This is a genomic window from Pseudoxanthomonas japonensis, from assembly GCF_010093445.1.
Lineage (GTDB): Bacteria > Pseudomonadota > Gammaproteobacteria > Xanthomonadales > Xanthomonadaceae > Pseudoxanthomonas_A > Pseudoxanthomonas_A japonensis.
Genome location: NZ_PDWW01000001.1, coordinates 324549 through 350281, shown reverse-complemented (window position 1 = coordinate 350281; position 25733 = coordinate 324549). Strand labels below are relative to the sequence as shown.

General features: G+C 67.8%; 25 protein-coding genes. 10 read left to right on the top strand and 15 right to left on the bottom strand.

Going from position 1 to position 25733, the window contains the following annotated elements:
* Window positions 1-121 precede the first annotated feature (121 nt).
* From CSC78_RS01535 to phhA, 9 genes are all read right to left on the bottom strand, one after another.
* On the bottom strand, window positions 122-751 hold the full coding sequence (locus tag CSC78_RS01535) for a response regulator transcription factor (protein WP_162336143.1): 630 nt from the start codon (window positions 749-751) through the stop codon (window positions 122-124).
* Window positions 748-1854, bottom strand: a complete 1107-nt coding sequence (locus tag CSC78_RS01530; protein ID WP_162336142.1) for a sensor histidine kinase — start codon at window positions 1852-1854, stop codon at window positions 748-750. The genes CSC78_RS01535 and CSC78_RS01530 overlap by 4 nt, the downstream gene beginning before the upstream one ends.
* Window positions 1855-1935: 81 nt before the next feature.
* A complete protein-coding gene (gene prpF, locus CSC78_RS01525; RefSeq protein WP_162336141.1) occupies window positions 1936-3129 on the bottom strand; it encodes a 2-methylaconitate cis-trans isomerase PrpF in 1194 nt (397 codons plus the stop codon).
* Window positions 3130-3142: 13 nt separating this feature from the next.
* Window positions 3143-3490: an endonuclease domain-containing protein gene (locus tag CSC78_RS01520; RefSeq protein WP_238391126.1), complete on the bottom strand. Its 348-nt coding sequence runs from the start codon at window positions 3488-3490 to the stop codon at window positions 3143-3145.
* Between the two features lie 122 nt (window positions 3491-3612).
* A complete protein-coding gene (locus CSC78_RS01515) occupies window positions 3613-4077 on the bottom strand; it encodes an SRPBCC family protein (protein ID WP_162336139.1) in 465 nt (154 codons plus the stop codon).
* A gap of 43 nt (window positions 4078-4120) precedes the next feature.
* The gene (gene acnD / locus CSC78_RS01510; RefSeq protein WP_162336138.1) at window positions 4121-6736 is read right to left on the bottom strand and encodes a Fe/S-dependent 2-methylisocitrate dehydratase AcnD; all 2616 of its coding nucleotides are present in this window, start codon (window positions 6734-6736) and stop codon (window positions 4121-4123) included.
* Window positions 6737-6918: 182 nt separating this feature from the next.
* Window positions 6919-8505: a TIGR00341 family protein gene (locus tag CSC78_RS01505; protein ID WP_162336137.1), complete on the bottom strand. Its 1587-nt coding sequence runs from the start codon at window positions 8503-8505 to the stop codon at window positions 6919-6921.
* Window positions 8506-8586: 81 nt separating this feature from the next.
* Window positions 8587-9039, bottom strand: a complete 453-nt coding sequence (azu, locus tag CSC78_RS01500) for an azurin (protein WP_162336136.1) — start codon at window positions 9037-9039, stop codon at window positions 8587-8589.
* Between the two features lie 155 nt (window positions 9040-9194).
* On the bottom strand, window positions 9195-10079 hold the full coding sequence (gene phhA, locus CSC78_RS01495) for a phenylalanine 4-monooxygenase (protein WP_162336135.1): 885 nt from the start codon (window positions 10077-10079) through the stop codon (window positions 9195-9197).
* Between the two features lie 128 nt (window positions 10080-10207).
* Here phhA and CSC78_RS01490 point away from each other — a divergent pair, with 128 nt between their 5' ends.
* The 3 genes from CSC78_RS01490 (at window position 10208) to CSC78_RS01480 (ending at window position 11783) form a co-directional block, all read left to right on the top strand.
* The gene (locus CSC78_RS01490; RefSeq protein WP_162336134.1) at window positions 10208-10687 is read left to right on the top strand and encodes an Lrp/AsnC family transcriptional regulator; all 480 of its coding nucleotides are present in this window, start codon (window positions 10208-10210) and stop codon (window positions 10685-10687) included.
* A gap of 62 nt (window positions 10688-10749) precedes the next feature.
* Window positions 10750-11052 carry a putative quinol monooxygenase gene (locus CSC78_RS01485; protein WP_162336133.1) on the top strand — a complete coding sequence of 101 codons (303 nt, stop codon included), beginning with the start codon at window positions 10750-10752 and terminating at the stop codon, window positions 11050-11052.
* A 119-nt stretch (window positions 11053-11171) separates the two neighbouring features.
* Entirely contained in the window at window positions 11172-11783 is a 612-nt protein-coding gene (locus tag CSC78_RS01480; RefSeq protein ID WP_162336132.1) for an HD domain-containing protein, read from the top strand.
* A 75-nt stretch (window positions 11784-11858) separates the two neighbouring features.
* On the opposite strand, the gene CSC78_RS01475 is transcribed toward CSC78_RS01480, so the two are convergent.
* Window positions 11859-12893 (bottom strand): patatin-like phospholipase family protein, encoded by a 1035-nt coding sequence (locus CSC78_RS01475; RefSeq protein WP_162336131.1) that lies wholly within the window; start codon window positions 12891-12893, stop codon window positions 11859-11861.
* A 71-nt stretch (window positions 12894-12964) separates the two neighbouring features.
* On the bottom strand, window positions 12965-13921 hold the full coding sequence (locus CSC78_RS01470; RefSeq protein ID WP_162336130.1) for an AraC family transcriptional regulator: 957 nt from the start codon (window positions 13919-13921) through the stop codon (window positions 12965-12967).
* 171 nt (window positions 13922-14092) lie between these two features.
* Between CSC78_RS01470 and bufA2 the strand changes: the two genes are divergently transcribed.
* The 5 genes from bufA2 (at window position 14093) to CSC78_RS01445 (ending at window position 19040) form a co-directional block, all read left to right on the top strand.
* Window positions 14093-14395, top strand: a complete 303-nt coding sequence (gene bufA2 / locus CSC78_RS01465; RefSeq protein ID WP_162336129.1) for a BufA2 family periplasmic bufferin-type metallophore — start codon at window positions 14093-14095, stop codon at window positions 14393-14395.
* A gap of 22 nt (window positions 14396-14417) precedes the next feature.
* Window positions 14418-15269 (top strand): MNIO family bufferin maturase, encoded by an 852-nt coding sequence (gene bufB / locus CSC78_RS01460; RefSeq protein WP_162336128.1) that lies wholly within the window; start codon window positions 14418-14420, stop codon window positions 15267-15269.
* Complete coding sequence (locus tag CSC78_RS01455) at window positions 15266-16036, top strand: HvfC/BufC family peptide modification chaperone (RefSeq protein ID WP_162336127.1); 771 nt, start codon at window positions 15266-15268, stop codon at window positions 16034-16036. Before bufB ends, CSC78_RS01455 begins: the two co-directional genes overlap by 4 nt.
* A 17-nt stretch (window positions 16037-16053) precedes the next feature.
* Window positions 16054-16515 (top strand): DoxX family protein, encoded by a 462-nt coding sequence (locus tag CSC78_RS01450; RefSeq protein WP_162336126.1) that lies wholly within the window; start codon window positions 16054-16056, stop codon window positions 16513-16515.
* Between the two features lie 218 nt (window positions 16516-16733).
* Complete coding sequence (locus tag CSC78_RS01445; protein WP_162336125.1) at window positions 16734-19040, top strand: TonB-dependent receptor; 2307 nt, start codon at window positions 16734-16736, stop codon at window positions 19038-19040.
* 118 nt (window positions 19041-19158) lie between these two features.
* Here the strand turns inward: CSC78_RS01445 and CSC78_RS01440 are convergent, their stop codons facing one another.
* From CSC78_RS01440 to CSC78_RS01430, 3 genes are all read right to left on the bottom strand, one after another.
* Window positions 19159-20274 (bottom strand): glycoside hydrolase family 18 protein, encoded by a 1116-nt coding sequence (locus CSC78_RS01440; RefSeq protein ID WP_162336124.1) that lies wholly within the window; start codon window positions 20272-20274, stop codon window positions 19159-19161.
* A 47-nt stretch (window positions 20275-20321) separates the two neighbouring features.
* Window positions 20322-21125, bottom strand: coding sequence for a rhomboid family intramembrane serine protease (locus CSC78_RS01435; protein WP_162336123.1), 804 nt, complete (start codon window positions 21123-21125; stop codon window positions 20322-20324).
* 90 nt (window positions 21126-21215) lie between these two features.
* Complete coding sequence (locus CSC78_RS01430; protein ID WP_162336122.1) at window positions 21216-22175, bottom strand: TerC family protein; 960 nt, start codon at window positions 22173-22175, stop codon at window positions 21216-21218.
* Window positions 22176-22418: 243 nt separating this feature from the next.
* On the opposite strand from CSC78_RS01430, the gene CSC78_RS01425 reads away from it, so the two are divergent.
* Both CSC78_RS01425 and CSC78_RS01420 read left to right on the top strand, forming a co-directional pair.
* A complete protein-coding gene (locus CSC78_RS01425) occupies window positions 22419-23588 on the top strand; it encodes a class I SAM-dependent rRNA methyltransferase (RefSeq protein WP_162336121.1) in 1170 nt (389 codons plus the stop codon).
* 2 nt (window positions 23589-23590) lie between these two features.
* Window positions 23591-24259, top strand: coding sequence for a 3-keto-disaccharide hydrolase (locus tag CSC78_RS01420; RefSeq protein WP_162336120.1), 669 nt, complete (start codon window positions 23591-23593; stop codon window positions 24257-24259).
* Window positions 24260-24396: 137 nt separating this feature from the next.
* Here the strand turns inward: CSC78_RS01420 and fabV are convergent, their stop codons facing one another.
* A complete protein-coding gene (gene fabV, locus CSC78_RS01415; RefSeq protein WP_162336119.1) occupies window positions 24397-25614 on the bottom strand; it encodes an enoyl-ACP reductase FabV in 1218 nt (405 codons plus the stop codon).
* Window positions 25615-25733 lie beyond the last annotated feature (119 nt).

Below are 25733 nucleotides of genomic sequence, written 5' to 3'. Positions count from 1 at the left end.
AACCAGCATGCCATTGCGCCTGAGGACTCGCGCAGGTGAATCAATCACGTGATATGGGTTATGAGCGGGCGAGGCGTGCGGTCGCGACTCACGTCGCTCCTACAGAGAAGCCAGCGTCCCCTCAGATGATCCGCAGCGTGATCGCCTTCAGCACGGCGCGGGTGCGGTCGCGGGTGCCGAGCTTGTCGAGGATGGTGGAGACGTAGTTCTTCACCGTGCCTTCGGCCAGGAACAGCGTGCGTGCGATTTCCTTGTTCGAATAACCGCCTGCCAGCAGGCGCAGGATCGCGACCTCGCGTTCGCTGAAGGTGTCGGTGGGCGGTGCTTCGTCGCGGAAGCGGAAACGCGCGCGCACCGGATCCGTGCTGACCGGCTGCAGCAGCGTCTCGCCGCCGGCCACGCGCTGGATGGCGTCGTGCAGGTCTTCCGGCGCCGCATCCTTCAGCAGGAAGCCCTGCGCACCGGCATCGGTCGCACGCAGCAGCAGGTCGCTGTCGTCGAAGGTGGTGAGCAGCAAGAACGGCGTGCGGTCACCGCGCTCGCGCAGCTTGATCAGCGCGTCGATGCCATCCACGCCCGGCATGCGGATATCGCTCAGCACCACGTCCACCGGTTGCGATTCCAGCTTGGCGAGCAGATCGGCGCCGTCGTCGGCTTCGAACACCACCTCCACCTGCTGCGCCTTCAGCAGGGCGCGCAGGCCGGCGCGCACCAGCGCCTGGTCATCGGCCAGGGCGACACGCACGCTCATGCGGGGAGCCTCACGTCCAGACGCAGGCCGCCGGTTGCGCTGGTGCCGAACTCCAGCTCGCCGCCCAGCGCCGCGACGCGTTCGCGGATACCCGATACGCCGTTGCCTTCGCGCATGCCGCCTTTCATGCGTCCATCGTCTTCGATCCGCAGGTGCATGCCTGCCTCCTCGTTCTTCAATGACACGGTCAGCGTCTCCGCACCGGCATGGCGTGCCGCGTTGGTCAGGCATTCCTGCACGATGCGCAACAGTGATTCCGCGACCGCGGGGTCGTCAACCTTCACGCCCTCCTCGATATGCAGCGCCAACGCGGGTCGCGGTAGCGGCGCGGCGAGGGCGCGGATCGCGGTCTGCAAGTCCAGCCCGCGCGAATCGCGCATGGCCTGCACGACGCTGCGGATGTCGTCCAGCAGTTCGGTGGACAACTGCTGCGCGATGCGCACTTCCTCGCGCGCCGCGAGCGTCGGATCGCTTGCCAGCGCACGCAGGTTGAGCTTCATCGCGGTGAGCTTGTGGCCGGCGACGTCGTGCAGTTCGCGTGCCACCCGCAGGCGCTCGGCATCGCGCGCGCTGTCGGCCAGCAGGGCGCGCGTGGCCAGCAGGTCGGCGTTCACGCGCGCGAGCGCGTCGCGCGAGTCTTCCGCACGGCGCGCGTAGTGCACGCACAGACCGGCCAGGGCCTGGAAGCCCATGTTGATCAGCGTCATCGTGCCCGGCGCGCCGAATTCATGATGTACCAACAGCGCGTAGAAGGCCGCGTTCAACACCACTGCCGCACCGATCACCCATCGCGGCGACAGCACGTTGACCGCGCATGCCACCCAGATCACCAACAGCACCTGCGCGGTGCCGACCCGGGGCGTGAGCCAGGCCAGCAGCAGCGCAAGAGCAGCCATCGCCACGAGTGCGATCCGGCGCGACCGCTTCCAGGTGTCCGGTGCCACCGCGAACAGAAGAAAACCCGACGCATACGCACCCAGCGCCGCGGCTGCGGCCGGCAGGATGTCTGGCGGCAGGAAGCGCAGACCCAAGGACACGGCGCCGATCGTGAATACGCCGGCGAGCGTCATGGGTTCGCGAAGTCGGGTCAGGGTCGGCCACATGCGTCCATGCTGTCGCGTGCGCCGCGCCGAGGCAATGGCCTCGGCGAAAGTGGTGACTTCCGGCAGGTCAGCCTGCCGTCGTCAGAACGCGTCGCCCGGCACGCGCACCGCGCCTTCCATCAGCACGCGCGCGCTGCGGCTCATCACCGCCTTGGTCACCACCCACGTGCCATCCACCTGCTTCACGTCCGCACCGACGCGCAGCGTGCCGGACGGATGCCCGAACACCAGCACCTCGCGCGTGCCGCCACCGGCCGCCGCGTTCACCAGCGTGCCCGGCACTGCAGCGGCCGTGGCGATGGCGACCGACGCCGTGCCCATCATCGCGTGGTGCAGCTTGCCCATCGACATGGCGCGCGCCAGCAGGTCGATGTCGGAAGCGGCGACCGGCTTGCCGCTCGACGATACGTAGTCCTTCGGCGGTGCGACGAACGCCACCTTCGGCGTCAGCGGGCGCTTCGCAGCCGCCGCGACATCGGGGACCAGGCCCATGCGCACGGCGCCATGGGCACGGATGGCTTCCAGCTTCTCGAGCGCAACCTTGTCTTCGTTGATCGCGCCCTGCAGCTCGGTGCCGTCGTAGCCCAGCGCCGCCGCCTCCACAAACACCACCGGCACGCCGGCGTTGATCATCGTGGCCTTGAACACGCCGACGCCCGGCACGTCGAGGTCATCGACCAGTTGGCCGGTGGGGAACATCGCGCCCCCCCCGTCGCCATCGCCTTCGTCCGCCGGATCGATGAATTCGAGCTGCACTTCCGCGGCGGGGAACGTCACGCCGTCCAGTTCGAAGTCGCCGGTTTCCTGCACCTCGCCGTTGGTCACCTGCACATGGGCGACGATGGTCTTGTGGATGTTGGCCTGCCAGATGCGGACGGTGACCACGCCGTTCTCGGGAATGCGCGCCTTGTCGATGAAGCCGTTGGCGATGGCGAACGGACCGACCGCCGACGACAGGTTGCCGCAGTTGCCGCTCCAGTCGATGAAGGACTCGTTGATCGGCACCTGCCCGTACAGGTAGTCCACGTCATGCTCCGGCTGGGTGGCCGGCGCGATGATCACCACCTTGCTGGTGCTCGACGTCGCGCCACCCATGCCATCGGTGTGCTTGCCGTACGGATCGGGCGACCCGATCACGCGGCTCAGCAGCGCATCGCGCACCGGCCCCGGTGCCTGCGCGCGCGCCGGAAGATCCTGCAGCCGGAAGAACACGCCTTTCGACGTGCCGCCGCGCATGTAGGTGGCGGGGATGCGGATCTGGGGGGCGTTTGACATGTCGAACTCTGTCTCAGTGGGGCTGTTCACCCCTCTCCCCTTGCGGGAGAGGGGTCGGGGGAGAGGGCGCTCTTTCGCGCAGCGCCTTCCAAATGGATTCAAGCACGGCATCGGTGTGCAGGAGTATGTCGTCGTTCCAGAACCGGAGGACGCGAAACCCCTGTCGCATCAGCCAGGCATCGCGTGCGGTGTCATGCGGGGATTGAACGTGCTGCCCACCATCGGCCTCGACGACCACTCGCGCTCCGAAATGCACGAAATATACGATGCAAGGACCGATCGGCTGCTGGCGGCGGAACTTCTGCCCATCGAGTCGATGCGCTCGCAGATGCTTCCAGAGCCGATGCTCGGCGTCCGTCATGTTGCGGCGAAGTTGCTTCGCGAACGTCCTTGATTCCACGGTGCCCCCTCTCCCCAACCCCTCTCCCGCGAGGGGAGAGGGGCTCGCAATGTCCGTATGCATGGAAAGGAGCATAGACGTCATCACGCGCCATCGGGAATCTCGGGTTCGACCAGCTTCGCCAGCAGCTCCAGCGATTCCTGCCAGCCCTGGTAGCAGAAGTCGACCGGGATCGCGGCAGGAATGCCTTCCTGCACGACGTGGAGCTCGGTGCCGACGATGCTCTGCTTCAGCGTCACCGTGACCTGCATCTGGCCCGGCAGGCCGGGGTTGTCGAACTGGTCCGTGTAGCGCAGCCGTTCGTTCTCCACCAGCTCCACGTATGTGCCGCCGAAGGAATGGCTGGAGCCGGTGCCGAAGTTGGTGAACGACATCGTGTAACCGCCGCCCACGCGCGCGTCCATCGAATGGACCTTGCCGGTGAACCCGTGCGGCGGCAGCCACTTCACCATCGCGTCCGGATCGAGGAAGGCGCGGTAGACGCGCGAGGGCGGCGCACGCAGCACGCGGTGCAGGCGGACGGTACCGGGGGCGGTGTTCTCGGACATGATCGGACTCCTGTGCGTTGGGTGTACCGATTCGACGAACGGGTCAGGCCGCTTTCGACGCGTCGAGGAAATCCTGCGCGAACCGCTGCAGTACCCCGCCCGCCTCGTAGATCGACACTTCCTCGTCCGAGTCCAGACGGCAGACCACCGGTACCCGCACCGTCTCGCCGTTGGCGCGGTGGATCACCAGCACCAGCTCGGCGCGCGGCTTGCGTTCGCCGACCACGTCGAACGTCTCGGTCCCGTCGATGCCCCAGGTCTTTCGCGTCTCGCCTGCCTTGAACTCCAGCGGCAGCACGCCCATGCCGATCAGGTTGGTGCGGTGGATGCGCTCGAAGCCTTCCGCCACGATCGCCTCCACGCCGGCCAGGCGCACGCCCTTCGCCGCCCAGTCGCGCGAGCTGCCCTGCCCGTAGTCGGCGCCGGCGATGATGACCAGCGGCTGCTTGCGCTCCATGTAGGTCTCGATGGCTTCCCACATGCGCACCACCTGCCCGTCCGGCTCGATGCGGGCCAGCGAACCCTTCTTCACTTCACCGTCGACGACCGCCATCTCGTTGAGCAACTGCGGGTTGGCGAACGTAGCGCGCTGCGCGGTCAGGTGGTCGCCGCGGTGCGTGGCGTAGGAATTGAAGTCTTCTTCCGGCAAACCCATTTTCGCCAGGTACTCGCCTGCCGCGCTCGAGGCGAGGATCGCGTTCGATGGCGACAGGTGGTCGGTGGTGATGTTGTCGCCGAGCACCGCCAGCGGACGCATGCCGCGCAGCGTGCGTTCGCCGGCCAGCGCGCCTTCCCAGTACGGCGGACGGCGGATGTAGGTGCTCTGCGGGCGCCACGCGTACAGCGGATCGACCTTGCCGCCATGCTCCACGCGCACGTTGAACATCGGGTTGTAGACGGAACGGTATTGCTCCGGTTTCACGCTGGCCTTGACGACCGCGTCGATCTCCTCGTCGCTCGGCCAGAGGTCCTTCAGCGTGATGGGATTGCCGTCGGCATCGATGCCAAGCGCGTCCTTCTCGATGTCGAAGCGCACGGTGCCGGCGATCGCATAGGCGATCACCAGCGGCGGCGAAGCGAGGAACGCCTGCTTCGCGTACGGATGGATGCGGCCGTCGAAGTTGCGGTTGCCCGACAGCACGGCGGTCGCGTACAGATCGCGGTCGATGATCTCCTGCTGGATCGTCGGATCCAGCGCACCGCTCATGCCGTTGCAGGTGGTGCAGGCGAAGGCGACGATGCCGAAGCCGAGTTTCTCCAGATCGGGCAGCAGACCGGATTCCTCCAGGTACAGCTGCACGGCCTTGGAGCCGGGCGCGAGCGACGACTTCACCCATGGTTTGCGCACCAGGCCCTTCGCATTGGCGTTGCGCGCCAGCAGCGCGGCGGCGATGACGTTGCGCGGATTGCTGGTGTTGGTGCACGAGGTGATGGCGGCGATGATCACCGCGCCGTCCGGCATCAGGCCCTGCGCTTCCTCCGCCCGGCCCGAGGCCAGTTTGGCCTCGTCGGCAATGCCGCGCTCGGCCAGCGCGCTGGTCGGCAGGCGCTTGTGCGGATTGGACGGACCGGCCATGTTGCGCACCACGGTGGACAGGTCGAAGTGCAGGGTGCGTTCGTACTGCGCGCTCGCCAGGTCGTCGGCCCACAGGCCGGCGGTCTTGGCATACGTCTCGACCAGCGCGACCTGCTCGTCGCTGCGTCCGGTCAGGCGCAGGTAGTCCAGCGTGTTCTCGTCGATGAAGAACATCGCTGCGGTCGCGCCGTACTCGGGTGCCATGTTGGAGATCGTCGCGCGGTCGCCGATGGTCAACGCCGCTGCGCCTTCGCCACGGAATTCGAGGTAGGCGCCGACCACCTTTTCCTTGCGCAGGAACTCGGTCAGCGCCAGCACCACGTCGGTCGCGGTGATGCCGGGCTGCGGCTTGCCGCCGAGCTCCACGCCGACGATGTCCGGCGTGCGCATCCACGAGGCGCGGCCGAGCATGACGTTCTCCGCCTCCAGGCCGCCCACGCCGACGGCGATGACGCCCAGCGCATCCACGTGCGGTGTGTGGCTGTCGGTGCCGACGCAGGTATCGGGGAACGCGACGCCATCCTGCACGTAGATCACCGGCGACATCTTCTCCAGGTTGATCTGGTGCATGATCCCGTTACCCGGCGGGATCACGTCGACGTTCTTGAACGCCAGCTTGGTCCAGTCGATGAAATGGAAGCGGTCCTCGTTGCGGCGGTCCTCGATGGCGCGATTCTTCGCGAACGCATCCGGGTCGTAGCCGCCGCATTCCACTGCCAGCGAGTGGTCGACGATCAGCTGCACCGGCACCACCGGGTTCACCTGCGCCGGGTCGCCGCCCTGGTCCGCGATGGCATCGCGCAGGCCGGCCAGGTCGACCAGCGCAGTCTGGCCGAGGATGTCGTGGCAGACCACGCGCGCCGGGAACCAGGGGAAATCCAGATCGCGACGACGCTCCACCAGTTGCCGCAGGTAATCATCGCGGCGCGCGGGATCGGCGCGGCGGACGATGTTCTCGGCGTGGACGCGTGCGGTGTACGACAGCGACGCCCAGGCGCCCGGCTGCAGGGCGTCGACCGCGGCGCGCGCGTCGTAATAGTCGAGCTTCGTGCCCGGGAGCGAGGTGCGGTAGTCGGTATTCATGGCGTGCCGTCAGCGGTGAACAGGTCGCGCGGCTCGATGCGCGCTATGACGGCCATTATGCGCGCCGCATCGCCGCAAACCCTCCCGCGTGCCGGACATCGCCGCGTATTTTCCCGACCGGTTGACGGTCTTCGTCAACATGCGCGCCCTGCCATGATGCACATGGCTCGCAAGAGGCGCGGCTACGGCGACTCGAGCCGGATGCGTGCTTCGCGCAGCACCGTCACGCCCTCGGCGACGGCGGCGCCTCGTGCATCGGCGCCGGGCACCGCCCGCGCCGTGGCTTCGCGGATCCCCTGGCCGTCGAGCGCGGCGGCGACGCTTTCGGCGCGCGCGAGCGCAAGCGCTGCATCGTTGCCGGCGTATCCGTCGACGGATACCCGGTTCACGCCCCAGCGCCGCAATGCCCACGCGATCGCATCCACCTGTGCGGTACCCGCCGCATCCAGCGCCGACTGGTCGTCGCCGAAGGCCACCGGCGGCAGTGCCTGCAGTGCCGGCACCACCTGCACCTGCAGGGCGCCGGTGTCGTCGGTCGCCAGCGCCTGTTCCAGGCGGCGAGCCTCGACGATATCGAGTCCTGCCGTCCCGTTGAGCTGCCAGCGCGCCCGTTGCCCGCCTTCCAGAATCTCGAGTTGCCCGAAATGCGCCAGTACGCGCTGATGCATGGCTTCGCTTGCTCGCGTGCCGGCACTGCGCTGGGCCGCATCGCGCTCGGCCACGCTCTGCAGGCGCATCACGCTTTCCCGGAGCTGGGCGAGCGATGCCTGCTCGTTCGCCAGCGCCGTCTCGTCTGCGGTCAGCAGTTCGCGCAGGGAAACCTCGACCGGCTTGGCGAGTACGGATTCGAGCTTGCGCTCGAGTTGCCGGTCCAGCTGCGGCAGGTGCTGCGGCAGGAGCATCACCGCGTCGACGCGGAGCACGTCATCGTTGCGTTCCACGCGCAACGTGGTGAGCTGTCCGCCGTGGTCGCGGGCGGCTTCGTCCATGGCGTTGCGGATGGTTCGGTCGGCGACGCCGCGCGCCGCGATGTCGCGCAGGGCCAGTCCCAGCGGGATCGACAGCAGCAGGAACGTTCCCACGATCATGGTGGCCTGCCATGCGGTCTGCTTGGGCGAATCGGCCCCACCGAAGTTGTACCAGCGCGCCATGATGGTGACCGACAGCGCGATCGCCAGCAGGTTGGTCATGAACAGGAACAAGGCGCCGCCGGCGATGCTGGCGTTGAGGGTGGCGATACCGAAACCCACCACGGCCAGCGGCGGCATCAGCGCCGTCGCGATGGCGACGCCGACGATGGTTTCGCCCTTGCGGGTGATGGTGGCGTAGGCGCCGGCCAGTCCGGAAAACACTGCGACGAGCAGGTCGAACAGGGTCGGCTCGGTGCGCGCCAGGATTTCCGGCGTCGCTTCCTGCAGCGGGGAGACCAGCACGATCGCGGTCGCCGTGGTCAGGGCAACCGCGGTTCCCACCGCCAGCGTCTTCAGCGACTCGCGCAGGCTGCGGAAATCGAACGTGGCCAGCGACATGCCCAGTTCGACGATGGGTCCCATCAACGGGGAAATCAGCATCGCGCCGATGATGACGGCCACCGAGTTCTGCAGCAGGCCCAGCGTGGCGATGCCACAGGCCATCACCGTCATGAACGCATAGCGCGGGCCGAGTTGCCCGGCGTCGTCCACATGCCGCAGTACGGCGACCCGGTCGACCTGCAGGTTTTCGCGTCGCCACTGGCGCAGCCATCGCCACAGTGCTTCGGCAGAGGCCATCACGAGAGCTCCGTCACAGAATCGGCGCGCATCATACCAACGGCGGCCCGCCAGGAGAGTCCCGCGAGCAAGGCTCTCGGCTCACTCGAAGACGAGGCGCCCTTTCATCATGTTCCAGTGGCCGGGGAACGAGCAGAAGAAGGTGTAGTCGCCGTCCTTGCGCAGGCGCGATGTCGGGAACACCACCTCGGTCGCCTGTCCGCCGCCGATCACCGGCGTATGCGCGATCACCCGTGCGTCGTTGCGCGGTACGTAGGCATCGGCCAGCGTCATGCGCCCGCCGGCCAGACCGACCTCGCGGTGGTGACGCGTTTCCGTCAGCACCCAGTTGTGCCCCATCGCCTGCGCCGGCATGCGGCCGACATGCTTCAGCACCACCCGCAGCTGCGCGCAGTCGGCGGGCACGCGGATGGTCTTCAGGTTGAAGGTCATCATGTCCGTCGCCTCGATCGACACCGCGCAGTTGCGGGCGAAGGCCGGAGAGGAGAGCAGCGGGAGTGCCAGCAGGGCGAGCAGCGACAGCAGTCTGGGCATCGGAGCATGCGCGATGAAGGGAACGCGGATTGTAGAGCCGAGCTTGCTCGGCTGCTCTCCGGGCGACCGCCATGATCGTGGATACCGAAAGGCGTCGAACAGGCGCCATTTCACGATCCAAGGCAGCGGAGCAAGCTCCGCTCTACGGTTGCTCGTCAGACGTCGCCGCCCTCGGCCCAGCCTTCGCCGGTGCCGCGGGTGTAGACCTCGTCGCCATCGCGCACATCGCCGGCGGGGATCGCGCCCTGCTTTTCCAGCCGCGCATAGATCGGCGTGAAGTCCGGCGCGGTCGCGTTCATCAGCTGCTCGAAGCTGTCGATGACGAAATAGGTCTTCTGGAACGTGTCGATGCGGTAGCGCGTGCGCATGATCCGCTCCAGGTCGAAGCCGATGCGGTTGGGCGCGTCCGATTCCAGCGAGTACAGCGACTCGCCCTTCGACGACACAATGCCGGCGCCGTAGATGCGCAGGCCGTCGGGCGTGTCGATCAGGCCGAACTCCACCGTGTACCAGTACAGGCGGGTCAGGTGCTGCAGCGCGTCGGTGCCGATGCCGTGCGCCTTCACGCCGCCCTTGCCGTACGCCTCCATGTAGTCGGCGAACACGGGGTTCATCAGCAGCGGCACGTGGCCGAACAGGTCGTGGAACAGGTCGGGTTCGGCGATGTAGTCGATCTGGTCCGGGCGGCGGATCCACCAGGTCACCGGGAAGCGGCGATTGGCCAGATGGTCGAAGAACTCCAGCTCCGGCAGCAGGCCTTCCACGCCGACCAGCGTCCAGCCGGTGGTCGCGCGCAGCACCTCGTTGAGCTCGTCGAAGCGGGGAATGCGGTCCGGACTCATGCCCATGGCGTCCTGCGCTTGCAGGAACTCGTCGCAGGCGCGGCCGACCAGCAGGGCGCGCTGGCGCTCGTACAGCGTGCCCCAGGTGGCGTGGTCGTCGGCCGGGTAGTCGGCGGGCTGGTCCACCAGGGCGGTCGTATAGACCGGCACGTAGCCCTTGTCGGTCTGCTGGTGCTCGACGCGGCGCGGCTCGTTCATGGTGTTTCCCGGACGGACTGGTGAAGGAACGATGCTAGCCGCAGACCCGCGCAACAGGCTTGCAAAATTGCGCCTGTGCCGACCGATGGCGCAATGATCGTGCATGAACAGGCTATCCTGTGCACCGAATGACCGGATCGCCCGCCCTCGACCGCACCGACCTGCGCCTGCTGGCCCTGCTGCAGCGCGACGGCCGTGCCACCAACGCCGACATCGCCGCCCAGGTGAACCTGTCGCCCTCGGCCTGCCTGCGCCGCATCCAGCGGCTGGAGGCGACCGGGGTGATTGCCGGCTACGCGGCCCGCGTCGACCCCAAGGCGATCGGTATGGGCCTGCAGGCCTTCGTCCGCGTGCAGCTGGAAAAGCACGACCCGGCCAGCGTCCAGCTGTTCGGTGATGGCGTGCGCGCCTGGGACGAAGTGGTGGCCTGCTACGCGTTGACCGGCGACATGGACTACCTGCTGCACGTGGTCGTGCAGGATCTCGAGCACTTCTCGCGCTTCCTGCTCGACAACCTGCTCAACGCCAGCGGCGTGGCCGACGTGAACTCCAGCTTCGTGCTGCGTGCGGTGAAGACCGATGCGGGCCTGCCATTGCCGAAGGCCTGACGGGGACATCGCCTGTCCGCGTCGCGTGCTACAACGCGCTCGCCCCTTTCGGAGTAACTGCCATGTACGGACTGATCGGCAAGATGCGCGCCACGCCGGGCCAGCGCGATGCGCTGCTTGCGATCCTGCTCGACGGCACCGACGCCATGCCCGGTTGCCTGAGTTACGTCATCGCACAGGATCCCGCCGACGCGGACGCGATCTGGATCACCGAAGTCTGGACCGATGCGGGCAGCCACAAGGCCTCGCTGTCGCTGCCGGCCGTGCAGCAGGCCATCGCCAAGGCGCGCTCGCTGATCGCCGGCTTCGACAGCCATGTCGAGACGGTGCCGGTGGGCGGGCATGGGTTGCCGTCGCCGCGGTGATCGCACGGACATCGGTGTGGGAGCGACGTCAGTCGCGATGACGGACACGCGGCACATCATCGCGACTGACGTCGCTCCCACGATCCCCTCGAACCGACGCGTTCGATCTAGACTGCCGCATGGACCTGTTCTCCCACTCCTGGCAACGCGCATGGACCGGCATCGGCGCGGCGGGCGAGGGCGGTGCGCTGTTCGCACAGTTGAAGGCGGCCTACGCCGAACCGCAGCGCCACTATCACACGCTGCAGCACCTCGACGAATGCCTCGCAGCCTTTGATGAAGCGCAGGCGTTGTCCGAACATCCACACGCCGTCGAGATGGCGCTGTGGTTCCACGACGCCATCTACGACGTCAAGGGCCATGACAACGAACAGCGCAGCGCGGACTGGGCGCGCGATGCGCTGCATCTAGCCGGTGTCCCGCGTGGATCCGCGCAGCACGTGCATGATCTGGTGATGGCGACACGCCACACGGCAGTGCCGCAGGGCAGGGATGCGCAGTTGCTGGTCGACATCGATCTGTCGATCCTCGGGGCGGAGCGCACGCGCTTCGACGAGTACGAACAGCAGATCCGTCGTGAATACGGCTACGTGCCAGGGTTCCTGTTCCGTCGTAAACGGAAGGAGATCCTGCTCGGCTTCATGGATCGTCCGGCGATCTACAGCACGCCGCATTTCCACGCCGCGCTGGAGGCGCGGGCGCGGGATAACCTGCGGCGGGTGACGGAGTAGACCCGGGCTTGCCCGGCGCCGCACGGCATTCGTTGCACGGGCATTGAGGCGAAAGACAGCGGAGCAAGCTCCGCTCTACGGCTTCACCGGCTGGCCGCTGGCATCGCACTTGACGTCGCGGCCGAACAGCTTGCCCAGCCGCGAGGGTTCTTCCAGGCAGCGCGGGTCGGGCTTCGGCGGCGCGTGCTTGGCCGCGTGCGCGGCGGTACGCGTGCGCTGCAGCTCGGCGAGCTTGGCCTTGATCTGCGGCATCGCCGCCAGCGCGGCGCGTTCGCCTTCGAGGATGGCGTTGTTCTTCTGCTCGAAATCGGCCGGGCCGATGTCGTTGACCTTCGGGCGGATGACGATGTCGGCGCGCGCCAGCTCCTGTTCGCCCAGGCGCTGGCCCATGATGCCGATGGACTGGTTGACGATGCCCAGCATGCTGCCGGGCTTGGTGCCGGGCGCCTTGGTGGAGATGTCCACCGCGATGACGAAGTCCGCGCCCAGCTGGCGTGCCGCGTCCACCGGAACCGGACTGACCACGCCGCCGTCCACGTAGCTGGCCTTGCCGATCACCACCGGTTCGAACACGCCGGGGATGCTGCTGGACGCGCGCACGGCCTGGCCGGTGTTGCCGCGCACGAACACCGTGCGCTCGCCGTTCTCCAGCTGCGTGGACACGGCGGCGAACGGCTTCTTCAACTGCTGGATGGTGCGCTTGCCGACCAGGTCGTTGACGTAGTCCTGCAGCTTCTGGCCCTGCACCAGGCCGCCGGAAAACAGGCGCACGTCGCGGATGCTGGCTTCATCCAGCGAGAACGCCTGCTTCTGCATCTGGAACGGATCCATGCCACTGGCGTACAGCGCGCCGACCACGCTGCCGGCGCTGGTGCCGGAGACCACCACCGGCTCGATACCGTTGGCTTCCAGCATCTTGATCACGCCGATGTGCGCGAAGCCTTTCGCCGCGCCGCCGCCGAGCGCGATGCCGACCTTGAGCTTTGGCGCCGGCGGCACGGTGGCGACCGGCACGGGCGGAGGCGTCGGCTTGACGTTGTCGCTGCCGCAGGCGGCGAGCAGCAGCGGACCGAGCAGCAGGGCAGGGAGCAGGCGAAGGGCAGGGCGCATGGGCAGGAGGCTGGGGAACCGGCGCGCAGGATAGCGCCCCTTGCCGCAACCCCGGCCAACGCGGGGCGCCGCTACGACGTACCGCCCGGCCGGCGGCGGGCGCTGCCGGGGCCCACCCCTTCGACGCGCTTGAAGAAGCGGCGGAATGCCGCCTCGCTGCTGTAGCCCAGCATGTCGGCGATGGCCGCCACGGAAAAGCGCCGGTTCTTGAGCAGCCGCCTGGCCTCGGTCGCGCGCCAGTGCGCCAGGTACTGGATCGGCGGCGTGCCGACGGTCGTGGTGAAGAGTTCGGCGAACGCGGTACGGGACATGCCGGCCTCCTGCGCCATCGACTGGATGGTCCAGTCCTGGCCGGGGCGCGCGTGGATGGCGGACAGCGCGCGCGACAGGCGCACATCGGTCAGCGCGGCCAGCAGGCCGCGTGGCTGTTCCGCCTGGCGCACGTACTCGCAGACCGCCATCGTGAACAGCGAGTCCGCCAGCTTGTTCTGCACCAGCTGGCGGCCCCAGCGGCGTTCGCGGCTGGTGTCGGCCAGCATCTGGGCCAGCTGGCGGAAGCCGGCGCTGCTGTCCTGCGCGCGGACCACGAACCAGCGGGGCAGCGCGGCGAAGATCGGGTTGTGCGAGCCGGTGATGAACTCCAGTTCGCCGCACAGCATGCTGGTGTCGCCCGCATCGGGTGCGTCGGGCAGGTGCGGGTCCGGCGACGACGACAGGATGTGGCGTATGCCCGCCGGGAACACGATCAGGTCGCCGCGTTCCAGCAGCACCGGCGTCTCCAGCGCCTCCCCGCTGATCCAGCAACATCCCTGCGTGACCAGATGGAACTGGCCGTGGTGCGTGGCCGGTTCGCTGTCGTACCAGGTGCCGCAGTAACGCACGTCGGCCGTGATCTCCACCCGCATGCGGTAGGCGCCCAGCACGGTTTCCAGCACGGCATCGCGGTCATCGTCCTCGATCAGGGCGAGCGCGGAGAGTGGAGGCGTTTCCATGCCGGCATCGTAGGCCACGCCCACCGCGCGGGCCATGACCGCGCGTCCGGCGGTTCATGCGCGCACGTCCGGACCGCGGGGCGACCGGACGATGGGACATATCGCGGGAACGCGCGGGAATGGTCGTGCTTCCGGGATGCGGCTGGAATGGCAGGGCGTTCCGCGATCGCCGCCGGGACGTCCTTCCCAACCCAACGAGGATTTCCCATGAACACCCTGAAGCTCTCCGGCCTTTCCATTGCGGTCGCGGCCGCCGCCCTGTTCCTCGGCGCACCGATGGCGCAGGCCGCCGAAAGCGGTTCCGCCAAGGTCGGCCATTGCGTCGGCACCAACGCCTGCAAGGGCCAGGGCGCCTGCAAGAGCGCGTCGAATGCGTGCAAGGGCCAGAACGCGTGCAAGGGCCATGGCTTCACCGAGTCCACCGCCGAGGCCTGCAAGACCGCCGGTGGCAAATTCGAGGCGCCCAGGCCGTCGAAAAAGGCTGCCGAGCCGAAGAAGGCCAACAGCTGACCGTCGCCGCGGATACGCCGTCATGACCACCGCCCTGCACGGCTTCGGCCTGGGCCTGCGCCCGCAGCACTACGACGCGCTGCTGGCCGGCGAGGCCCGCGTGGACTGGCTGGAGATCCTCAGCGAGAACTACCTGGTCGAAGGCGGCCGGCCGCTGTGGATGCTCGACCGGATGGCCGAGCGCTGGCCGGTGGCCCTGCACGGGGTGTCGCTCAACATCGGTGGCAGCGATCCGCTGGACCGCGACTACCTGCGCGCGCTGGGCCGGCTGGCCCGGCGCGTGCGGCCGCGGATCGTATCCGACCACCTGTGCTGGACGCGCCATGCCGGCGTCCAGTTCCACGACCTGCTTCCGCTCCCGCAGAACGAGGACACGGTGCGCCACGTCGCCCGGCGCGTGCGCCAGGTGCAGGACGCGCTGGGCCTGCCGCTGGTGCTGGAGAACGTGTCCAGCTACCTGCGCTTCGCCGACGACACGCTGGACGAGGCGCAGTTCCTGTCCGCCATCGCCACCGAAAGCGGTTGCGGGCTGCTGCTCGACGTCAACAACGTCTTCGTCAACGCCCACAACCATGGCTTCGATGCGGTCGCGTTCCTGGATCGCCTGCCACGCGGCGCGGTACGGCAGATCCATCTCGCCGGGCACAGCGAGGATGCGCGGGGCAGCGGCCTGCTGATCGACACGCACGACGCGCCGGTGCCGGACGGCGTGTGGTCGCTGTATGCCGAGGCGGTGCGGCGGTTCGGCGAGGTGCCGGCGATGATCGAGCGCGACGATCACATTCCCCCGTTGGCCGATCTGCTGGCGGAACTGGACATCGCCCGCCGGCTCGCGACCGAGACACTGGCGGTCCCGATGGAGCGCGCGGCATGACGGCCACGATGCCGCTTGCGGGCACCCAGCGTGCGTTCGCGGCCTGGCTGCTGCATCGCCATGCCGGTACCGCGCCCGACATCGTCGCCGCGTGCGACGGCGAACGCGCGATACGCCTGGACCTCTACGCCGACGGTTACCGGTGGCGTCTGGTGGACGTTCTGCGCCACGACTACCCCGTCCTGCGCGCGTCGCTGGGGCAGGACCGCTTCGATGCCCTGGCGGAGGCGTATCTGCACGCGCATCCCTCGCGGTATCCGTCCGTGCGGCACGTCGGCACCGGCTTCGCGCGCTGGCTGGCGACCCGCACGCCGGAAGCCCCCGCGCTGGCCGACCTGGCGCGGCTGGAATGGGCGCAGGGGGAGGTGTTCGACGCCGCCGAGGCGGACACCGCCGACATCGGCGCGATGGCCACGCTGCCCGCCGATGCCTGGCCGGCGTTGCGTTTTTCCGTTCATCCGGCCGTGCGACGCGTGCACCTGCGCAGCAATGCGGCCGCGCTGCTCGAGGTACATGCCGGTGGGGCCGTGCTGCCCGCGTTGCGTCGCCAGCCCCTCGCGACCTGGCTGTTGTGGCGGCACGCCTTCGACGTGCATTGGCGCCGCCTGCCGCGCGACGAAGCCGCGGCGCTGGCCGCCGTCGCCCGTGGCGTGCCCTTCGCCGACTGGTGCACGCGCCTGCCGGGCCCGACGCCCGCGCTGCGTGCGGCCGGGCTGCTCAAGCGGTGGCTGACCGACGGCCTGCTGACAGGCCTGCGGATCCCCTGACCCTCTGGAGACTTTCCATGCAAACGACCCCCCTTTTAGCCCGCATGCTGACGTTCCTCGATGACCACGCGTGGATCGGCCCGCTGCTGCTGCGGCTGGTGTTCGGCTACTTCTGGCTGGAAACAGGCTGGGCCAAGCTGCACAACCTGGCGTTCTTCACCGAGCGCTTCATCGAGTGGGGCATCCCCTGGCCGGCCCTCAGCGCCGCAGTGTGCGCAGGTACCGAATTCATCGGAGGCGTGCTGATGATGCTGGGCCTGGCGACCCGCCTGACCATGCTGCCGATGATCTTCAACATGCTGGTGGCGCTGGCGGTGGTCGTCCTGCCGGGCGTATCCACGCTGGACGAGTTCGTCGAGCTGGACGAAGTGCTGTACGTGGCGGTGTTCGTGTGGCTGCTGGTGGCCGGACCGGGCCGGGCCAGCCTGGACCACCTGATCGCACGCCGGGTGAAGGCGGGGACGCCTGCGCTGGCCTAGCGGTGGTCCCGCCGGACAACGTGCAGCCGGGGCGGCGGCGCGCGACGACGACCGAGGGCGGGCGCCGGCCATGGCACGGCCTGCCGCAGGTCGGGAAGCCTCGGCAGGGTGGCCGAAGCGGGACTTCCGGCCATTGCCCGCCTTGTTGCTGTAATGCAACATTCGCGTGCTAGCGCCGCCAGGCGCCCCGAACCCCACCCACTCGGAAAGCCACCACCATGTCCCCAGTCCGCCCGGCCGCCGTCCGGCCGCATCGCCTCGCCTTTGCCATCGCCGCCCTGCTGCCGTTCGGCACCGCCTTCGCTCAGGACGCCACCACGCCGGCAGACAAGGAAGCCGCCACGCTCGACACCGTGCGGGTCACCGCGCAGCGCAAAGTCGAGAACATCCAGGACGTGCCGGTCTCCATCAGCACGATCAACGGTGAGCAGCTGGGCGTGCTGACCTCCGGCGGCACGGACATCCGCTTCCTGTCGGGTCGTGTCCCCAGCCTCAACGTCGAGTCGTCGTTCGGCCGCGCCTTCCCGCGCTTCTACATCCGCGGCTACGGCAACACCGACTTCCGCCTCAACACCTCGCAACCGGTCTCGCTGGTGTACGACGACGTGGTGCAGGAAAACCCGATCCTGAAGGGCTTCCCGCTGTTCGACCTGGAGCAGGTCGAAGTGCTGCGCGGTCCGCAGGGTTCGCTGTTCGGCCGCAACACGCCGGCCGGCGTGGTGAAGTTCGAATCGGCCAAACCGTCGCAGGAAACCAGCGGCTACGGCAAGGTCGGCGTGGGCAGCGACAACATGTGGAACGTCGAGGGTGCAGTCGGCGGTGCGCTGAGTCCGAACTGGTCGGCGCGTGCCTCGGTGCTGTACCAGCGCCGCGACGATTGGGTGACCAACACCTATCCCGGTCCGAACGATGGTTTCGAGGGCTATGACGAATCCGCGGGCCGCGTGCAGTTCCTGTACGAAGGCGATGGCTTCGAAGCGCTGCTCAATGCGCACGCGCGCAAGCTCAATGGCACCGCCCGCCTGTTCCGCGCCAACATCATCGATCCCGGCACCAACAACTTCGTCCCCGGCTTCGACAAGGACAAGGTGTCGCAGGACGGCCTGAACTATTCCGAGCTTGAATCGCAGGGCGCCAGTGCGCGACTCAACTGGGAGGTCGGCGACTACAAGCTGTACTCGATCACCGGCTACGAAAGCGTCGAGACGATCAACCGCGGCGATATCGATGGCGGCTATGGCGCGGTGTTCCTGCCGGATTCCGGCCCCGGCGTGATCCCGTTCGCGTCCGAAACCGCCGACGGCATTCCCGATCATTCGCAGTGGACGCAGGAATTCCGCATCGAGTCCGAGTACGCCGGACCGTGGAACTGGCAGGCGGGTCTCTTCTACTTCAAGGAGGACTACCGTGTCGAAAGCTTCAGCTACGACTCGCTCAACAACAGCGCGCAGGACGGCTATCAGCGCATCCGCCAGACCAACGATGCATGGGCCGTGTTCGGCGCAGCGACGTGGCAGGCGACCGACAAGCTGGAGCTGCGCGCCGGCCTGCGTTACACCGTCGACGAGAAGAAGCTGACGGTCGAGGATTACTGGAACACCGGTTTCGCCGCCTGCGTGCTGGCCGGCAAATGCACGCTGGCGCAGCTGGCGGCGCAGGAACCGGATGGCGACCTGTCCGCATCGCCGGAAGACAAGAAATTCAACTGGGACCTGTCGGCGACCTATGCCGTCAACGACGACGTCAATCTGTACGCACGCGCAGCCACCGGCTTCCGCGGCAGCAGCATCCAGGCGGCAGGTGCGTTCAACGGCAAGTCCGTCGCCGGTCCGGAAACCGTCACCTCGTTCGAGACGGGCGTGAAGGCCGACTTCTGGGACAAGCGTGCGCGCATGAGCGCGGGCGTCTTCTACTACCGCGTTAAGGATCAGCAGCTGACGGCGGTGGGTGGTGCGGCCAATGCCAACATCCTGGTCAATGCCGACAAGTCGGTCGGCAAGGGCTTCGAGCTGGATTTCCAGGCTTACGTGCTGGACAACCTGCTGGTCACGCTGGGCAGCAGCTACAACGACACCGAGATCAAGGACGACGACCTCAACGTCGCCGTCTGCGCCGCCTGCACCGTCACCGACGAAGAGGTGCTGGACGAGGACGGCGATCCGACGGGCCGTTACTACATCGGCGGAAACCGTTTGCCGCAGGCACCAAAGTGGGTGCACAACCTCACCGCGCGCTACAGCATCGGCATGGGCGAAGGCAGCGAACTGTATGTGTATACCGATTGGGCGTACCGCAGCGAGGTGAACTTCTTCCTGTACGACTCCATCGAATTCACCGGCAAGTCATCGCTGGAAGGTGGCCTGCGCATCGGTTACGGCTGGGGTTACGGCGACTACGAGGTCGCCCTGTTCGGCCGCAACATCACCGACCAGCGCCGCATCGTGGGCGGTATCGACTTCAACAACCTGACCGGCTTCATCAACGAGCCGCGCACGGTCGGCGTGGAGTTCAGCGCGAAGTTCTGATCCGCACGGATGCGTGATCGACACGGGCGCCCCAAGGCGCCCGTGTTGTTTGTAGCGTGCGCCATGCGCACGACTTCATGGTCCCCAGACAGCATCGCGGTCGTGCGCATGGCGCACGCTACGGGTATAGCCCTTCGCGCACTGCGTCGAGCAGGGTGCCATCGTCCTGCCGGTGTTCCCAGTACATCACGCCGCCCAGGCCACGCTCGCGCACGTAGGCTGCCTTCGCGCGCAACGCCTGTGGATCCTCGTAGGTGACGAAACTCGCCTCGGCCTCGTTCCACAGCCATGCCGCCTGCGCGTCTGCATCCCAATGCCGCACGTAGCCGTTGCGGCCGATGTAATCCGTCTGCAGCACGCGCCACGACAGGAAGGCCGCGTGTTCGCCATAGGCCTGGTGCAGGCCCTGGTTCGCGCGCTGCACGCGCACGAACTTGCGCCCGTAGAACGCGGCGCCGACGTTCAGCTTCGCCGGCGGCACGCTCGCGGCGAGGAATTCGTCCACGGCGGCCACCGTCGTGCGCGCATCCGCCGGTGCCGATGCGGATTTTCCCAGCGCCGCATGATGACCCGTGGTTGGCGTGAGGCTGCCGAAGAAGTCGTAGGTCATCAGGTTGATCCAGTCCAGCAGCGGCACGATGCGCGGCAGGTCGAGTCCGCGCGCCGCCTCGCCATCCGCGGCCGCGATCGTCAGCAGGTAGTGGCGTCCATCGGCCTTGCCGAGCGTGTCGAGGCGATCGCGCACGGCCTGCAGCATGCGGGTGAAGTTGTCGCGGTCGGCCGGGCTGTGGCTGATGCCGGGGCCGGGCAGGGTGGGGTACTCCCAGTCGATGTCGATGCCGTCCAGCCGGTGCTGCGTCACCAACCGCGCCGCGCTCTCTGCGAACGTCGCACGCGCAGCATCGTTGGCCGCCGCTTCGGAGAAGTGGCCCGATCCCCAGCCACCGATCGACAGCAGCAGCTTCAAGTCCGGATGCTCGGACTTCAGCGCATTGAGGCCGGCGAGTGCGGCCGTCGCCGTGTCGCCGCGCAGGACGATGCCGTGGGCGTCATCGACGTGCGCGAAGGCGAAGTTGATCGCGTCCAGCTTGCGCGCGTCGATGGGTGGCAGGGTCGCGCCATCCATCACGTAGCCGATCACGATGGGGCGATGCGCCGGCGTCCCGGCATGGCCGAGGAAAGGCAGCAGCGCGAACAGCGACAGCAGGCAGGTGGCGAAGCGGTGCACGGACACTCCACGGTCGTCGCCACGCGGGCGGGGCCGCCACTATAGCCGCGCGCTCACTCCGTCTTGCGTGGCGGACCTTCTTCCGGCGGGCGACGGGTGAAGTGCAGCACCACGCCGCGCTGCTCCTCTTCCGGTTGCTCCGGCCGCACCCACAACAGCGGGACTTCGCGCGGCGCAGGCAGTTCGAGCTCGTCGTCGCCACGCGCGGCGGCTTCCTCTTCCTCGATCTCCCAGCTGTACTTCTTGCGTGGCAGTTCGGGATCGAGGCGACGGAACAGGAGGGCGGCGATCAATCCCGCGACCGCGCCACCCAGGTGCGCCTGCCACGACACGCCGGCTTCGCGCGGCAGGATGGTCAGCACCATGCCGCCGTAGAACAGGAACGCGATCATGCCGGCCGCGATCGCCGCACGGTCGCGGCGCAGCAGGCCCAGCATGAAGATCATGAACATCAGGCCGTGCGTCAGTCCGCTGGCGCCGAGCGTATGCGTGCCAGGATCGGCCAGCAGCCACGGCCCCAGTCCGGAACCCAGCCACACCAGCGGAATCGCCCACAACGTCGCGCGCGGGTAAACCGCGCCGGCCAGGGTGCCGAGGATCAACAGCGCCGACGCATTCGCGGCGATGTGCTCCAGCGAACCGTGCAGCAGCGGTGCGGTCAGAATGCCGACCAGGCCTTCGGCCGACAGCGGCGAGATGGTGAAGGCGCGCACGTCGAAGCTGTTCTGCGCCGAATACACGATGGCGAGCAGCAACACGAACGCCAGGCTCAGGTTGAGCGCGCGCAGCAGGCGCTTGCGGTCGTAGCGCTGCTGGGATTCCGGGTCGAACGCCGGATCGTCGGGATGCAGGTCCATGGTCCAGTTCTGGCGGCGCGCCCGGCGATTGCAAGGCCGGGCTCCGATGGACAGACCATCCCGCGGGCGGGATGGTCTGCCGTTGCCACGTCAGGCCGCCGGTTCGGTCTTCTGCGGCCGCGCCAGGCTCAGCGCCACCGTCACCGCCAGGATCGCCGCCACCGTGCCCAGCGCCCACGGCACCGGAATCTTGTACACGTCGATCAGCAGCATCTTGATGCCGATGAAGCCCAGCACCACCGCCAGGCCGTACGGCAGCAGGTGGAAGCGGTCGGCCATGCCGGCCAGCAGGAAGAACATCGCGCGCAGGCCCAGCACCGCGAACACGTTCGAGGTCAGCACGATGAACGGGTCCGAGGTGATCGCGAAGATCGCCGGGATGCTGTCCACCGCGAAGATCACGTCGGTCACGCCGATCAGCACCAGCACCACGAACAGCGGGGTGAACCAGCGCGTACCGTTCTCGCGGACGCTCAGCTTGTCGCCGCGGTAACCATCGGTGAGCTTCAGGTGCCCGCGCATCCAGCGCAGCGCCGGATTCTTTTCCAGATCCGGCTCCTTGCCGGCGGCGAACCACATCTTGATGCCGGTCAGCAGCAGGAACGCGCCGAAGAGATAGAGCAGCCAGTGGAAGTGCTGCAACAGCGCCGCGCCGGCGAAGATCAGGATGCTGCGCAGGACGATCGCGCCCAGGATGCCGATCACCAGCACGCGCTGGCGCTGTTCCTCCGGCACGGCGAAGTAGGTCATCACCATCAGGAACACGAAGATGTTGTCGACCGCCAGCGCCTTCTCGACCAGATAGCCGGTCAGGAACTCCAGGCCCACGCGGTTGGCCTCGACCAGGCCGGCCGTCTCGTTGACGTACCACCACAGCGCGCCGTTGAAGACCATGGCCAGGGCCACCCAGCCCAGGCTCCACCACGCCGCTTCCTTGAACGTGACCTTGTGCGGCCCGCCGTGGCGCATCAGCACCAGGTCCACCAGCAGCGCGATCACCACCAGGCCGCCGAAGCCGGCCCACAACCAGGGGTTGCCAATCGTTTCCATCGAGATTCCCGAAAAAAGTGGAGGACGGCCGCGGGCGCGGACATCTCGGAACCGGGAAACGGGGATCCGGGGTATGCCTTCGCCATCGCGGCGAAGGTCTCGCTCACAGCCCGGTGGGCTGCCGTGGGACCGGAGCATTGCTGCTCGAAATGACGGCCGGCACGTTTGGGAGCTACTCCCCTTCTGCGGCGAATTGTCCGGACGGTGGCCGGCCGGGTCAACCGGGCGGGTAAAATGCCGTTCATGAATACGCCCAACCCGACCGTACGCCTGAAGAACGCCTGGCGTTCCAGCCACCCGTGGATCTTCCAGAAGCTGGTCGAGAAGCCGGCCGCCAAGCCCAAGCCCGGCACCGTCGTCGAGGTGGTCGGCGTGGATGGCGAGTGGATCGGCCGCGGCTTCTACAACGGCCATTCGCGCATCGCCGTGCGCATCCTGGAAACGCATCCCGACGTCCCGGTCGACGCCGGCTGGTTCTCACGCAAGATCGCGGCGGCCGTCTCGCTGCGCCGCGACGTGCTGAAGCTGGATGCGATCAGCGACGCCTGGCGCGTGGTGCATGCCGAAGGCGACGGCCTGTCCGGCCTGGTCGTGGACCGCTACGGCGACCTGATCGTGGTCGAGTTCTTCGCCGCCGGCATGTTCCGCCACCGCGAATGGATCTACGAGGCGCTGCGCGAGCAGTTCCCCGGCTGCCGCTTCCACAGCTTCGCCGACGAGCACGTGCAGAAGCAGGAGAGCTTCGAGTTCCACGGCAACACAACGACCGAAGCCGCCGTCATCACCGAGTACGGCGTGAAGTTTCGCGCCGACCCCGCAGGCGCGCACAAGACCGGCTTCTTCGCCGACCAGCGCGAGAACCGCGAGTGGCTGAGCCGCCAGGTCGAAGGCAAGACCGTGCTCGACCTCTGCTGCAACACCGGCGGCTTCGCCGTGTACGCGGCGGCGCGCGGCGCGTCCGAGGTCATCGGCGTCGACATCGACCAGGACGTCATCCAGATCGCCAAGGGCAACGCCAAGCTCAACAACGCGCGTCCCAAGTTCGTGCAGGCCGACATCTTCCCCTACCTGCGCGACGCGGCGAACCGCGGCGAGCAGTACGACGTGGTGATCCTCGACCCCGCCAAGATGACGCGCGACCGCGAGCAGGTGATCGCCGCGTTGAAGAAGTACCTCGACATGAACAAGCTGGCGCTGGGCGTGGTGAAGCCCGGTGGTCTATTCGCCACGTTCTCGTGTACCGGGCTGGTCAGCGAGGAGCAGTTCCTCGACATGCTGCGCCGTGCCGCCTACTTCTCCGGTCGCACCATCCAGATCCTCAAGGTCGCCGGCGCCGGCCCCGACCACCCCTTCATGGCGCACGTGCAGGAATCGCGCTACCTGAAGGCGGTGTTCTGCCGCGTGGTGGACTGAGCATGCGCGGCCTGCGGATCGTGCCGATCCTGCTGGCCCCACTCGTCGCCGGCTGCGCGTCCACGCCGGCATCGCCCTGGCAATCGCTCACCGATGCGCCGCAATGGCGCAGTGTCGGCGGCGCCACGCTGGATCCGCGCTGGCAGGTCCACGACGGCGAAATCGCGCTGACAGAAGCCGGTGGCGGCGACATCCTCAGCGTCGGTACGTATGGCGATTTCGAACTGGAACTGGAGTGGCGGCTGCCGCCGGGCGGCAACAGCGGGCTGTTCTACCGCGCCGTCGATGCATCGCCGGTCTGGGCGCGTGCGGTGGAGTACCAGTTGCTCGACGACCGTGAAGCGGAAGACCGCATCGTGCCCAGCCATCGCGCCGGTGCGGTGTACGACCTGATCGTGCCTGAGCGCGACGTGCTGCGCCCCATCGACCAGTACAACCACGCGCGCATCGTCGCCTGCGGTCCGCGCGTGGAGCACTGGCTCAACGGCGTGCGCGTCGCCGCCTACGACGTGGACAGCGCCGACTGGCAGCGCCGCGTAGCGTCCAGCAAGTTCGCCGGACAGGCGGAGTTCGCGAAGGCGCGCCGCGGCCATCTCGCGCTGCAGGACCACGGCAATGCGGTGCACATCCGGGGCATGCGTATCCGCGCGCTGGGACCGGATTGCCCGTAGGGGTGTTGTGGGAGCGACGCAAGTCGCGATGGCAGATCGCTGCACAGGCTCATCGCGACTTACGTCGCTCCCACAGCACATGGGTAGCCAATAAAAAAGGCGGGCCTTGGCCCGCCTTTTTCTCGCCGCGCGAGGACTTAACCCTCTGGCGACAGCTCGATGCAGTCGAACTGCACGTCCGGGTTCACGTCGGCGTCGTAGTCGACGTCGCTGCGTTCGAAGCCGAACAGCTTCAGGAACTCGTGCTTGTAGTTGGCGTAGTCGGTCAGCTCGAACAGGTTCTCGCTGGTGACCTGCGGCCACAGCGCCTTGGCCTGCTCCTGCACCTCGGGCTTCAGTTCCCAGTCGTCCAGGCGCAGGCGGTTCTCGTCGTCGGTCTCGGCCGGCGCGCCGTCGGCGCGATACATGCGGTCGCGGAACAGGCGGTCGAGCTGCTCGATGGTGCCTTCGTGCAGGCCCAGTTCCTTCATCACCTTGAAGACGATGCTGATGTACAGCGGCATCACCGGGATCGCGGAGCTGGCCTGCGTCACCACCGACTTCAGCACGGCGACATTCGCGGTGCCGCCGGTCTTCTTCAGGCGCTTGTCCAGGCGCTGCGCGGTCTGGTCCAGATCGACCTTGGCGCGGCCGAGCGCACCGTGCCAGTAGATCGGCCAGGTGATGTCGGTGCCGATGTAGCTGAAGGCGACCGTGCGCGCGCCGTCCGCCAGCACGCCGGCGGTGGCCAGCGCGTCGATCCACAGTTCCCAGTCCTGGCCGCCCATCACGGTGACCGTGTCTTCGATTTCCTGCTCGGTGGCCGGCTCGATGGTCGCGTGGGTGATGACGTCCTTGTTGGTGTCGACCGCGGTCGAGGTGTACGGCGCGCCGATCGGCTTCAGCGCGGAGCGTTTCACTTCACCGGTCGACGGCAGCTTGCGCACCGGCGAGGCCAGCGAATAGATCACCAGATCGACCTGGCCACCCATTTCTTCCTTGATCAGTTCGATGACCTTGGCGCGCGCCTCGTCGGAGAACGCGTCGCCGTTGATCGAGCGGCTGTACAGGCCGGCTTCCTTCGCGGCCTTGTCGAACGCGGCCGAGTTGTACCAGCCGGCAGTGCCGGCCTTCTTCTCGCTGCCCGGTTTCTCGAAGAACACGCCCAGCGTGTCCGCGCCGAAGCCGAAGGCCGCGCTGATGCGCGCCGCCAGGCCGTAGCCGCTGGATGCACCGATCACCAGCACCTTCTTCGGCCCGTCGTTGCGCACGCCCTGCGCGCGCGTCGCGGCGATCTGGTCGCGTACGTTGAGCTCGCAGCCGAGCGGATGGGTGGTGGTGCAGATGAAGCCGCGGACTTTGGGATGGATGATCAACGTCGTAACCCGGGGGATGGTGTGCCTGCGCGGCATCTTAGTGCCGCAGGCGCCGGGAATGAAGCGCCGGGCCTGCACACGCATGCGTATGGCGCGCGCAGCACCTCAATGCGAGGACA